Origin of the sequence: Brasilonema sp. UFV-L1 (assembly GCF_012912105.1) — a bacterium.
Taxonomy (GTDB): Bacteria; Cyanobacteriota; Cyanobacteriia; order Cyanobacteriales; family Nostocaceae; genus Brasilonema.
In genome coordinates this window covers 63,579-77,432 of record NZ_QMEA01000004.1, presented here as the reverse complement: position 1 = coordinate 77,432, position 13,854 = coordinate 63,579, and the positions used below count along the sequence as shown (strand labels likewise).

Here is a 13,854-nt window from a genome sequence, read left to right as displayed (position 1 = left end):
GGTGTTTTTTGCCTGAAGTTTTCAAAGTTGGTTATGCTCAGCCTGTTGACGCATATATTAGCATGAAAATGTTCACACTGTAGTGTTTAAAAACAAAATTATTAACACTTCTTTGTGTGAGTGAGAAGATAATTATCAGGCAAGCGCTATCAACTCGCGCCTTGCATAAATATTTGCTTTTTCCTTAACTTTTTCCTGAAATTTCTATGCGAATCGCTTTGTTCGCGCAAGTATGAATTGCATGAGTAAAGGGAAGCCTTTTTCTTGCGTTTTGTTACCACTAAGTGCAGAGATTAGGCTTGTGTTTAGGAATGAGCATCTGCTGGTTACAACGACAGTATCTACACATTACAAAAGAAGCAGACATCAATCGATGGATGTCATAGGAGGTTTTCTTGTTGAAGCGACAAACTAAAACATACCGTACAGCACTTGCTCCCTGGGCTGTTGTCCAATGGTTTTCACCAAAAGAGCGAACTGTGATTCATCGATTCCGTAGCCGCAGTGATGCTGATGGTCATCTTACAGTTCTACAGCGGCTGATGCCAGAAGCTGATTTACGAGTGATTGTTGACGTAGAGCAAGATTAACTCAGAGATTTGAGCATCACTTACGGATGTAGGAACGAATACACACAACGTTGTATAATCAAACGATGATGAAATTACCATCTTCCGTGATTATTCCCTCTTGCACTTGGAGTCGTCCCATCGGTTTAGGCTGGGACAAACCTTACACAGTCCGCTACGCCAGTAATATTGATGATGGTCCTTGGCACGGTATGCCTTTGGGCGGCTTTGGTGCAGGTTGCATTGGTCGTTCCTCGCGAGGAGATTTTAATTTGTGGCACATTGACGGCGGTGAACATGTCTTCAAAAATATTCCCGCCTGTCAATTCAGTGTATTTGAATCTTTCGGCGCATCCTCGCAAGCATACGCTTTGTGTACTCAACCTCCTGAAGATGGAAGCCTCAAAACATGGGAATGGTATCCGGCGAGTAGGAGAGTAGGAGGAGATGAGGAAGCAAGGGGAGAAATAGCTTTCTCATCCCAAACGGGAACATATCACGCTTTGTACCCTCGCAGCTGGTTTGCTTATCAAGGTGTGTTTCAAGCCGAGTTAACCTGCGAACAATTCTCTCCGATTTGGGCGGGAAATTATCAACAAACAAGCTACCCAGTCGCAATGTTTGTCTGGACTACACACAACCCGACTCATGCACCTATCACTCTCAGTATCATGCTTACCTGGCAAAATATGGTGGGCTGGTTTACTAATGCTTTGAAATCTCCTGAGGTTAGGGTGCGGGATGATGGAAGCCCAGTTTATGAGTATCAACCACGTTTAGGCGAAAGTCTAGATAATTTCAATCAACTGGTTGAAAATTCCGAATATATCGGCTGGGAGTTGAATCAAATTGGTGTGAGTGAACCAGTCCAAGAAGGAGAGGGACAGTGGTGTATTGCTACGCGGAAACACCCTAAAGTGGAAGTGTTTTACCATAGCCGCTGGAATCCCATAGGCACGGGTGAGGATGTCTGGCAAAGCTTTGCCCAAGATGGATCGTTACCTAATTCTGTTGACGATACGCCAGCAGTTCAAAATGAACAACTGGCGATCGCACTTGCACTACGTTTTACTCTCCAACCAGGCGAAAATCTCGAAATTCCCTTTGCGCTGGCGTGGGATTTCCCAATCACAGAATTTGCAGCCGGGGTTACATATGATCGCAGATATACTGACTTTTTTGGGCACTGCGGTCAGAATGCTTGGGCGATCGCATCCACTGCCCTAAGAGAATACCAAAACTGGCAACAACAGATTCAATCTTGGCAACAGCCAATTCTCGACCGTCAGGACTTGCCAGACTGGTTTAAAATGGCTCTATTTAATGAGCTTTACGACCTCACGAGTGGTGGAACTCTCTGGAGTGCAGCAACAAAGAGTGATCCTGTTGGTCAGTTTGCTGTGTTGGAGTGCTTAGATTACCGCTGGTATGAAAGTTTGGACGTGCGGCTTTACGGTTCTTTTGCCCTGTTGATGCTGTTTCCAGAACTGGAGAAAGCGGTGATTCGTGCTTTTGCACGCGCAATACCTAGTTGTGATGAGACTCGTCGTGTTATTGGCTACTACTATACTATGAGTGTGGAAAGTCCAATTGCAGTCCGTAAAGCATATGGTGCAACTCCTCACGACTTAGGTGCGCCAAATGAACACGTCTGGGAGAAAACAAATTATACAAGTTACCAAGATTGCAACCTTTGGAAAGATTTAGGCTGTGATTTTGTGTTGCAAGTATACCGAGACTTTCTGCTAACAGGTGCTGAGGATGTGGAATTTCTGACAGATTGTTGGAATGCGATTGTGCAAACTCTAGACTACCTCAAGAAGTTTGACAAAGATGGAGATGGGATTCCAGAAAATTCTGGCGCACCAGACCAAACTTTTGATGACTGGCGTTTAATAGGAGTCAGCGCCTATTGTGGTGGGTTGTGGTTAGCAGCAATAGAGGCGGCGATCGCCATTTGTGATATTCTCTTAAACCGCACAAACTCTGAGAACACAGAAGAATTAGTCCAACAAAAGTCTATCTACGAAACTTGGCTTGCACAGTCTCGCCCCATTTACCAAGAAAAACTCTGGAATGGGCAATACTATCGACTCGATAGTGAGAGTGGATCTGATGTCGTCATGGCAGATCAATTATGTGGGCAATTCTATGCTCGTCTTTTGGGGTTGCCAGATATTGTACCTGTTGAGTGCGCCTTCTCTGCTTTAAAAACTGTGTACGATGCTTGCTTTCTCAAGTTTCATCATGGCAACTTTGGTGCTGCTAACGGTGTTCGCCCTGATGGTTTTCCTGAAAATCCCAATGCAACTCATCCGTTGGAGATTTGGACAGGAATAAATTTCGGGTTGGCGGCAATTCTTGTGCAAATGGGAATGAAGGACGAGGCTTTTAGGATTGCACACGCTGTGGTGCAGCAAATTTATGACAATGGGCTACAATTCCGCACACCTGAAGCCATTACTGCTGTGGGGACTTTCCGCGCTAGTACTTATCTCCGGGCTATGGCTATTTGGGCAATTTATTTGCTCATGAGTTAGTCATAAATGACAGGTTAGGGATTTTTTCGACTCCCTATTTCCTATACAAAATTAAGATTTTATACCTAACAATTCAACTCGTTTTTATCTGTCACAGAATATTTTTTCATCTCTTTTCCGGACTTAAGCTACTAACTTCAGAAGTATTATTTAGGACTGACCTTGAAATATATCGATTCACGCTGAAGTTTAACAAATCAGGATGAGGAGTTGCTGTTGAAAAATCTCAATACTAGTCACTTTAAATACATAGACAACTAGTAATGTAGAGTCATGTTTACTACTGATAAGTTTTCAGCTAATGAGTTTATTTCAATTCAAAATTCTTTGAAGAACAACTCATACCATTTTAGATTTTAGATTTTGGATCCAGTGCAAAGAAAGCACTCTTTCACAGTTCCGTACAAGCGCGTGATTGTCAAAGAGTTACAGATCATCGCTTTTAGTGGTTCATGTCTTAATCATTTTTCACGCTTGGTATCAGTTGTCAGAATTCTGCAGCGAGAAATACATCCCCATAAATAAATGCGCGGGGATTTAAATAATGACGCCGTATTTCTGTGCATCCTCAGTTTTTCGTCAGTTCCCTACGGTAGGAAACCCGCCCACAGACGCTACGCATTGGCGCAAGCCTCCGCAGCAGGACTTACTAGTCATAAGGATATGCGCAGCCCTCTAAGACTCACCCGTAGCGGGAGTGTACCTCCTGCAGCCGTGCCATTACCATTAGCTTTGGGTTTAGAACATATTTGAAGAATTTATCGCTTTGTTACTCCCTTCGATGATCTTAAGATGAGTGATATCTTGCACCAGGACCAAAAACCAGGTTTCTTGAGAATGATGACATTTCAAAACCTTAATATTCCGTTCATAAACCCAGTTTTTTAGGTCTTGTTGAGAAAAGTGCATTCCAGTCAGCGTCCGATTGGCGGCTGTAGCTATCCGCTACGAATCAAAGAAACACCTTTTTTCCCTACACCCCTGTGTTTCTTAAAAGATTACCGATCTTCTTTTTTTCTTCCTAACCCAATACAGTTAGCGTATTGTCCTAACAGTTAGCGTATTGTCCTATATCCTACTCGGTTTTGAAAAACGACTGAGCTGTGTCAGTGAAATTTTCAAAGAAATGCAAGTATTTTTTCAATCTACTGAGGAACACCTTGTACAAGTTTTTTATGTTTTTAAAATTCAAGAAAGATACACAGTTGCAATATAATACTTTTTCTTTGTTAGTAACTTTCAACAGAGATTTTGTTGTCACCAAGACATGCTACTGATAAATTCTTAAAAATTATACCATACAAGTGTCTTTCAAAATGAAAAGTAAGTATGAAAGAAATTAGAGTTGTGCGAAATCTATAACAGATTCATTATGAATTTCCACTCACCTATTAAAATCAAAGTCTGACTTGACTTGGATATCAACTGAACATAATGGAAACTAGACATTTTCCGGAAACAGTAAAAATTATGCTCACGATTCAATTTTGGTAAATATTGTCTAAATGCTACTTTTGCTGATATATTTTTAGAAGGTGAGAACATTTAGTTACACTGAAAAAGTAACTAACTCTTGGGAACTCAAAAGCCTTAAAATCACGTAAAATGAGGGGTCTTACCCCCTACATTTTCATAAATTAAGGGACAAAACGTAAACAGAATAATACTTGAGTAAACATAAAAACATCATTAGTCAAAATCTTAATAAATTCTCATTTAGGAGATGACATTTACTCAAAAAAATAGTATAAATACGAATATTGTTATTAACTATTAGGAATGGTCATTTTTTCTCTTCAACCCTAAAAAGTATGCGATTTTACTTAATGACTCCTAATTTTTGAGTATAAAATTAGAATAGCCATGTAACAGAGATAAATAGTTAAATTAGGAGAGAATGAAATTTGAAAAAGATAAAATTGCATCTACTGAAAGTCAAGAGGAGACTTTTTCATGTCAGACATATAACATAGAGAAAGTGAATTCAATTCTCTGCCAATCCTAAGCAAAAGTTACAGTCGATCAGTCACCCAGCAACTGAGTGGTTTTTAAAAACATTTGGAACTTTCATAACCCTCTGTTGTGTAGTGTGCGTCTGTATAAATTGCTTTTTTTTACAAACTAGCTGCTGAATTTCATAAGGACATAACATCATCCGGCTTAGCAGCAAAAAGACTTGAATAGAAAGTCAGGTTTGAGATCATCAGGACAGCTCATGAACAGCATCATCAGGTCAAATGCAGTCAAAACCTTAAACCAAACAGAGAATACTGGGATGAATTTTCATAATTTATATCCCGACTGTGATTTGGTTTCTCAAACAGCATTCATCTACAAAAATCATGTCACTTCAAGCAAAGAAGCTTTACCAGAAGCAGCTACAAATACACACACTGATACAGTTACAAAACCTCAGATAACAAACAAAGATACGGGCGATTGGTCGATATCCTTACAAGCTTTGCTTGAGCAACTACCTTCAACCATTGCTCATCTAGTCACATTGAGGAGCATGACTTTTTTTACAGCTGTTGTTGTTTGGACGTGGACAGGAAAGATTGAACAAGTCAACCATGTTCGAGCAAAGTTTATAGCACCAGATGAGCCTCAGAAAATTCAGCTACAAGGTTTGAGTGAAGTCGTTAATACTGCTCTCAAACAAGCTCAAGAGTTCAAAACAGGTCAAGTGGTTGCAGAATTAGACACAGAACTCTTAGTTCCGAAAGTTGAAGTGCAAAAGCAAGATTTAGTAGACGATCAAATCCACTTCAACAACATCAAACATTTCATGGCTAGGACTCGAATGCTTGCTCAAACTCGTGCGCGGCTTAAAGCAGAAGAGAACAAACCTAGCTTAGAGATCAGGACAAAATGAAATGTAGCAACCTTTATCAACTAGTTATATCCAATAGCAGCTCTTTGAGGTAGTGTCCGTCCTCGGGGCGGACACCAAGGTTGCTGTATTTGACTCCAGTCAGAATGCTTAAAAGCAGTTGAGCTACAAAAAACCAAAAACTGACACCTCATTCACTTCCACCACAACATGAAGATCATGAACCAAAATATGTCTATTAGTCACAACTTAGATAAAAAACTTCCTCCAGAACAATTTGACCAAGTCGTCGAGGCGATTCTTGCTGGTAAATATTCCTGGGCTTGTGTTCTCATGCTGCGTTTTGCAGGCTACAATCCTCTACATTATATTCCGTATCGCACCTACAACCGATTGCTCAAAGAAAATTCTCATGTCAGCAGGTCAAATCAACAGCAAAGCGAAAATATCAAAATTGCTAATATATCCCCCGACAAAAAGTCTGAAAGACAGATGACACCAGCAAACTGCCTCAGTAAGATTAAAGACTTAGCTTATCTTGAGGTCGTTGGTAAGAAAAAAAGAGAAACCCGTAGTGGAAATTTAGATCAGTGGTTAACGACACAAGTTCACGAATATGAATCCACCAATCCTGAAATAACTCCAGAACAAATCAATATTTTTCCCTAAAATTCTGTGAATTCAATTACAAAACTTCTGGTAACTTTTCTGGAGTTCATAGATTCGCAAAGACACTTCATTGAGTGGCTTAGTATCTGCCATGCTGATTTTATCTCTACAGCATGGCGGTTTTTTGATTGACAACTGACTGATAATGACAGCAGAATTCAGAAGTAAAAACGGTTTTCTGTCTGGCTTTTAGACAAGAGTGCTGTACCTCAATGACTTGCAATGCGCTGTATTAAAACTTTTTATTTTAAAAATGCCATTTTGGCATTTTTATACAATCTACTTTGTATAAATTATAAATAACATCAAAAAATTGATTGATGCTTAAAGCTAGTTCTCAAGGAGATTAAGAAATGGTTATACATAAATAATTATTCTTAAGTGTAATATTATGTCAAATCTATTGCTGAAGTCGTCAGTACCTCGTAGAATTGATAGCTCTTACACGTAGACCAACAGTTTTAAAGTTGCTTATGGTGGTTCTTTTTCCTAAAAAGTCTAAGCAAAGAAAAATTGGAGTGGTCTTTTGTCCAATCCAAATATCTATGGTTGTTACTTAATCTATGGTGGACTGTAGCAACACTAACACAGCTTTCTATTTGGAAAAAGAAAAAGCAACACTAAGCTGTTATCTTGGCTGGTAACATTTGTAGCCTTTTCGCTTCTCTCTTAAATTATTGTCATCCTATTCCTCCCAAAATAGGACTGTCCGAAACGCAAGTTGACTTGCAATTTATGCAGAACTTACTGGAAGCTTAAACAATGATTGAGCTTCCAGTTTTTGTTTTCAAATTTTATGAGAGTTTGACTCACCAGAGTCTCCCACATTGTTAGTAGGTCCTCTCAATGAAAAGGACGATAGTTCATCCCAGCACTGACTTGAGTACAAGTACAGTGTGGGGCTTCTGCGGAAAGACAGCTAAAAAAAGACCTCTCAACATCAGTGTTGATAAATTTGACAATAATTTTAGGTCAATCATGTATCCAATCTAATTAGTATATGACTTTTTTTAAGTATTTATTTTGTCAATACTTCTAAAGTTTGAAAACAGATTCATACTTTAGATAGTTACATAAGATAAATTTATATTTTTATGGAGTTTTAACTGTGACAAGTTTTTCTATTTTGATTGATTATCAGTGTTTTTGTAACATTAACTACTTTATACATATTTCGTGATGATTTAAGATCATTAATAAATCACAGAAAACTTAACACATTTACATAAATCAAACTTTTGATACAAAGCTTAATTTAATAAATTGATAAATCAAATATAAAGTTTTTAAAAAGAACAAATAAAAAAAGAATTTTTTATAAAAAACTCTTGACAAGACCTATGTAAATTTACTATCTAAAGACTTAGGACTTCAATGTAAAGGAGTGTGCTACCTTAGTGATGGAAGTTGTTTTTGTGCAACTTCAGGCGTATGACAACTCATACTCTTGATTTTCAGAAAACTAGCAGTAAGCTAGCCAGTCAGTGTGAACTGCAATATCAACTTTGCTGACTAGGTTCTAGTTATCCAACTGTCAAGCTGTATTAAAACTGTTTTTAAACCAAGGTTAACTATCTTTTAAAGTTATTGTTAGCTGGAAGTTCCTTGAAACAGAGTTCGGTAAAATTTCATAGAGTTCACAACTTGGCACTGCCATAACTTCACTAGTTCTTCTTAAAGTCTTCGTCAAGTCTTAATATGGTTCGAGATACAGTGGTTTTATTGCAGCAGACTTAAAAAGACTCTTTGGAGCTAGTGGCAAAGTAAATAGTTGTATACTGCTCAAGGTAAAGTTAACAACATACTGTTGTTCGTAAAGGATTCAACAGCCATGCTTTTAAGTGTTTTTACTCAGGGATGTTTACTGCCGTTTACTCATAAAATTAAGCACGTGTTTCCACTAATCTTTTTTAGTCAACAAATCTTTGAAAAATTTTTATTTGAAGAAAAAATAAAAACTTTTTTAATTTTTTGATGTGTCTGCAACTCTTGGCTATCTGATCGATTCAGGTTAATCCCATAAAACCTGTAGACGCCTAGCGGCTTCTCGTCAGAGAAGATAGATCAGCCAAAGTGTCCATTAACCCAGAAAGAGTCTCCCTAAACCCCATAACAATAGGGAGACAACTTCCAAGGTCACTTACACGTCATGTACATGATTAATTAGCTTCCCAGGGCTAATTAAACATGCAGCTGTCTGTCGTTTGACGCAAGACTTGCAACAGCTGTAGTAGACTTATTCATCCACTCTACCTCTATGACGGCAACTAGTAATATTATGCTATACCTAGTAACCCAAGGGCAAGCTCTAGCAAGCTTGAATAATACTTTTGACAGATGCAGACATTTCTCTAAGCAATTAGTCATCCGACGGGAGTGTAGTTTACGGTCCACTCATCTAGTTCAGACCAAAAACTAATTCTTGTGCTGGAGGAAAGTTAATGCCATCAGAGTTTTCACAACAGCAGCTGTGTCAACAACTTGCTGTGGTTTTTGACCAAACTGTTTCACCACAGGAACTGGCAGAGTACGTAGCACAGGTAGAAATCGTAGAACCAGCCCCCACAAAGCAGTTTTGGCAAACAACAGACAGTCTTTCGGGAATATATCTCGTTGTTCGTGGCAAAGTCAGACTGTTGGATAGCGCGGAGAACTTAATCACGACTTACGGTACAGGCTCGTTGTTTGGAGAAGCCAGCTTGTTTCCAGAACAAGACTTTGTGCCATATATCGCCAAAGCTTCAACCAACCTCAAGCTTTGCTATCTCAAACAACAGATACTGCAAGCATTGATAGAGAAATATCCCAGTATTGGCTCACGCCTATTGCAACGTGCTCAACTGTGGAACTTAGTATTGCAATGGAGGCATCGCTCGCAAATAGAGTGCCAACCATCAGACGTACCAGAGATTCTAAAAGCCTTATCGCTATTTGAACGGCATACTCTAGACAGCAACGAGAAAATATCGCCACCCAAAGATACTAAGTTGTGGTTCCTGCACAAAGGACAACTGCAACATACAGATGGGGAAAGTCTGACACCAGGGAAAATTGTTGCACACTCACATCATGGAAGTTGGCAGGCTTCCCAGCAAAGCGTTGTTTACATTCTTCGAGATTTGCATTGGCAAACAGCTTTGCAACACTGGCAGCAATTGGCAGAGTTCGTTGAACCCGAACAACGCCCACCCGTCATTGAAAACCCAAAGCCACGTCCAAGCAAATCAAAACCAGAACGAATCGCTCCTCCTGCTGGAAACGTCATCCCCTTTCCCCAACGCGAGTCGGCGTCAAAACACCAGCAAAAGAAATTACGCGCTTACTTTCCAACTCCCAAAGTTAAACTAGGGCAAGTTTGGGGACGCCTCACCAAAAGCTATCCATTTTATGCACAACAAAGTTCCTCAGACTGTGGAGCTGCTTGTCTTGTGATGATTGGACGCTATTGGGGCAAGCACCTAAGTATAAATCGGCTACGGGAGTTAACTAACGTCAACCGCTCTGGTGCATCACTCAGCGCCTTAGCCGCAGCGGCAGAAAGTGTTGGCTTTGTAACTCGACCTGTAAAAGCCAGCTTCGACAAACTCGCGGAACAATCCCTGCCAGCAATTGCTCATTGGGAAGGCAAACACTACATTGTTGTCTATGAAATAAACAAAAAACAAGTCATTGTAGGCGATCCCGCCATTGGTCAACGCGTCCTCACTCCCGCCGAATTCAAAGAAAATTGGACTGGATACGCCTTATTACTACAACCCACAGTCCTACTGAAAGAAGCCCAGGAAGAGAGCTCAAGCTTTTGGAAGTTTTATGAGTTACTCAAACCCCACTCACGGGTTTTGCTGGAAATCTTTTGTGCTTCGCTGGTGATTCAGGTCTTTGGGCTGGTGACGCCAATATTTACCCAGCTGTTGTTAGACCGTGTGATTGTGCAGGGTAGCGTCTCTACATTACACGCCGTCGGTGCAGGGTTGGTCATTTTTGGCTTATTCAGCATCGCGGTTAATGGCGTGCGCCAATATCTTTTGGCTCATACCGCTAATCGTGTCAGCGTTGCACTGCTGGTGGGTTTCATTAAACATACCTTCCGCTTACCTTTATCGTTCTTCGAGTCTCGCTATGTCGGAGACATTGTTTCTCGTATCCAAGAAAACGAGAAAATCCAGCGCTTCCTGACAGGTGAAACGCTGTCAATCATTCTTGATTTGCTGACAGTGTTTATTTATGTGGGATTGATGTTCTGGTACAACTGGAGTCTGGCATTAATGGCGCTGATGATTGTACCACCATTTTTTATCCTGACGGTGGCTTCCACAAATATCTTACGCCGGATGTCGAGAGAGATTTTCAATGCTGGAGCAGAACAAAATAGCTATCTGATTCAATCCCTCACAGGCATTCGTTCTGTCCGCTCAATGGCTATTGAGCAGACAGTGCGCTGGCATTGGGAAGAACTGCTCAATAACTTGATTAAAAAGTCTTTTAAAGCACAAGTGATTGGCAACAATTTGCAAATTACTAGTGCTGTTATCGATACCGTAATGAATACGGGATTGCTGTGGTATGGAGCATGGTTAGTCATTCAAAACCAACTCACCATCGGACAGTTGATTGCCTTCAATATGTTGATGGGTAGAGCGATCGCCCCTTTCAAGCGACTCTCGGTAGTGTGGAATCAATTCCAAGAAATCATCATTTCTGTTGAACGCATTAACGATGTCCTAGAAGCAGAACCAGAAGAAGATTTGCAACATAAACCCCGCAAGCCTTTGCGTCGTATACGTGGTCACATATGCTTTGATAATGTGACATTCCGCTATCACTCAGAAAGCGACATCAACGTTCTGCAAAATCTCAGTTTTGAAATCCAGCCAGAACAAACAGTCGCAGTGGTGGGACGCAGTGGTTCTGGAAAAACAACGTTGTCAAAATTAATTTTGGGTTTATATCCTCCAACCGAAGGCAAGGTCTTAATTGATAGTCACGATCTCAGCAGTATATCTCTGAAGTCGGTACGACAACAAATAGGTGTGGTAGACCAAAACACCTTTTTGTTTGGTGGTACGATTCGAGAAAACATCAGCATTGCTCATCCAGAAACCTCTTTAGAAGAGATTATCGAAGCAGCACGCTTGGCTGGGGCAGATGAATTTATTCAGCAGCTGCCATTAGGTTATGAAACCCAAATCGGTGAAGGCGGTGGGATGCTTTCTGGTGGACAACGCCAACGCTTAGCTATTGCCCGTGCATTGTTGGGTAATCCCCGATTCTTAATTTTTGATGAAGCTACCAGTAACCTGGATGCAGAATCTGAACGAATTATTCAGGACAACCTAAAAACTATTCTCAAAGGACGCACGAGTCTAATTATTGCCCATCGCCTTTCCACAGTGCGAAACGCTGATTTAATTCTCGTTTTAGATCGAGGTGTCTTGGTGGAAAGTGGAACACACGACGAATTAATCACCAAAAAAGGACATTACTATTACCTCAATCAGCAACAACTTGCTCATGCAGGTTGAGCTTTCACAGTTATCAGTTAACAGTGAAGCTGTGCTGTAGTCTGGGAGCGACCACACCCGGCAACTAGCTCTCTGTGCCGTTGGGTTCTCTGGTTGGGTTATCTTTGCTCACTTCCTTTGAAAACTATGCCAAATACATCTCGTCATCCGTCATCCGCACTTGCAAAATCGGAGCCGGATGAGCATAAAAACTACCGTTCTTCACAAGATTCACAACAACTCGCAGAATCTTCTGACTCAATTCATCAGACAGAAGCAACAAATGAGGGGCAAGATTGGTTTTTCGGAACCGAAGAACTGTTAGATGCTTTACCTAAAGTTTGGACGCGCTCTTTACTGTACTTGCTTGTAGGCTTTGCAGCGACTGTGTTACCTTGGACGATGCTCTTCAAAGTTGATGAGACAGGAAGCGCCAGAGGACGTATTGAACCTAAAGGTGCAACCCAAAAATTGGATAGTCCAGTGGATGGTAGTGTCACTGTTGTGAAAGTCAAAGAAGGCGAAACTGTCAGAAAAGGTCAAGTTCTGTTGGAATTAGACTCAGATGTCTTAAAAACTGAACTCAAGCAAGCTCAGACAAAGCTAGACGGACTACAGAATCGGCAGCAAAACTTAGAACTACTCAAAAATCAAGTGGCGCTTTCTTTGCGTACTCAACAACAACAAAATCAAGCTCAACTATTAGCAAAACAATCTCAAGTAGAGCAGGCGCGACAGAGCTTTAATACTCTTAAAGCTGTTTATAGTTTACAGAAACAAGAAAAACTGGCTGAAGTCAACCAGAAGCAGCAAGCTCTAGACTCTAACAAAGCAGCGTATCAGTTAGCAGAAGTTCGTTTCCAAGCTGCTCAGGAAAAAGTTCCACGCTATCAAAAAGCCTATGAAGAGGGTGTCATGTCACAAGATCGTTTCCTGGAGGTGGAACAGTTAGCCAAAGAAAACTACGAACGCCTTGTGCAAGCTCGTTCTGATATGGCTCAAGCTGAGTCTAGCGTCAAACAACAACAAAGCAGTTATGAGAAGACTCTTCAGCAAGCTCAGTCTGAGATTCAACAAGCTGAACTTCGCTTGAAAGAAGAAGAACGCAATTATCAAAGCTTAATTCATACAGGTCAACTGGCACAACTCAAAACAGAAGAACAACTCAAAGAAGTGCAAACACAAATCAACTCAGTGCAATCGGAAACTGCCCAAACTATAAGTCAAATCACATCTTTCAAGATTCAGCTACAGCAACGAATCGTGCGATCGCCTATTGATGGTGTCATTTTTGAGTTTCCTGTTACCAAACCAGGAGCCGTACTACAAGCCAGTCAAAGGGTTGCTCAAATTGCACCCAAACAAGCCAGCCTCATCCTCAAAGCTCAAATGCCTAACGAGCACAGTGGTTTCTTAAAAGTGGGTATGCCTGTCAAACTCAAGTTTGATGCCTATCCTTTCCAAGAGTATGGCATCGTGTCAGGGAAAGTGACTTGGATTTCCCCAGACTCCAAAGTGAACCAAACACCTCAAGGTAATGTAGAAAACTTTGAGTTAGAAATCGCTTTGGATAAGCAGTATATCCAGAATGGTGACAAACATATTCAACTCACGCCTGGACAGACTGCAACTGCTGAGGTCATTATCCGCCAGCGGCGTGTTATCGACTTCATCCTAGATCCATTTAAGAAATTGCACAAAGGCGGTTTAGATGTTTAGTCAAAAGTTAAGACTCAAAAATC

5 protein-coding genes and 1 pseudogene are annotated in these 13,854 nt (G+C 40.7%); all 6 read left to right on the top strand.

Annotated features, from left to right (window positions below; translation table 11 throughout):
* Positions 1–398: 398 nt before the first annotated feature.
* The 6 genes and pseudogenes from DP117_RS02385 to DP117_RS02360 all read left to right on the top strand — a co-directional run bounded on the left by DP117_RS02385 (position 399) and on the right by DP117_RS02360 (position 13,831).
* Positions 399–590 (top strand): hypothetical protein, encoded by a 192-nt coding sequence (locus DP117_RS02385; protein WP_248277494.1) that lies wholly within the window; start codon positions 399–401, stop codon positions 588–590.
* 65 nt (positions 591–655) lie between these two features.
* Positions 656–3,109, top strand: coding sequence for a GH116 family glycosyl hydrolase (locus DP117_RS02380; RefSeq protein WP_211175868.1), 2,454 nt, complete (start codon positions 656–658; stop codon positions 3,107–3,109).
* Positions 3,110–5,324: 2,215 nt separating this feature from the next.
* Positions 5,325–5,984 (top strand): hypothetical protein, encoded by a 660-nt coding sequence (locus tag DP117_RS02375; protein ID WP_169216734.1) that lies wholly within the window; start codon positions 5,325–5,327, stop codon positions 5,982–5,984.
* A gap of 177 nt (positions 5,985–6,161) precedes the next feature.
* Positions 6,162–6,685, top strand: a pseudogene (locus DP117_RS02370) (HetP family heterocyst commitment protein).
* Positions 6,686–9,052: 2,367 nt separating this feature from the next.
* Positions 9,053–12,133, top strand: a complete 3,081-nt coding sequence (locus tag DP117_RS02365) for a peptidase domain-containing ABC transporter (protein WP_169216732.1) — start codon at positions 9,053–9,055, stop codon at positions 12,131–12,133.
* Between the two features lie 126 nt (positions 12,134–12,259).
* Entirely contained in the window at positions 12,260–13,831 is a 1,572-nt protein-coding gene (locus DP117_RS02360; RefSeq protein ID WP_169216731.1) for an HlyD family efflux transporter periplasmic adaptor subunit, read from the top strand.
* Positions 13,832–13,854: the final 23 nt, after the last annotated feature.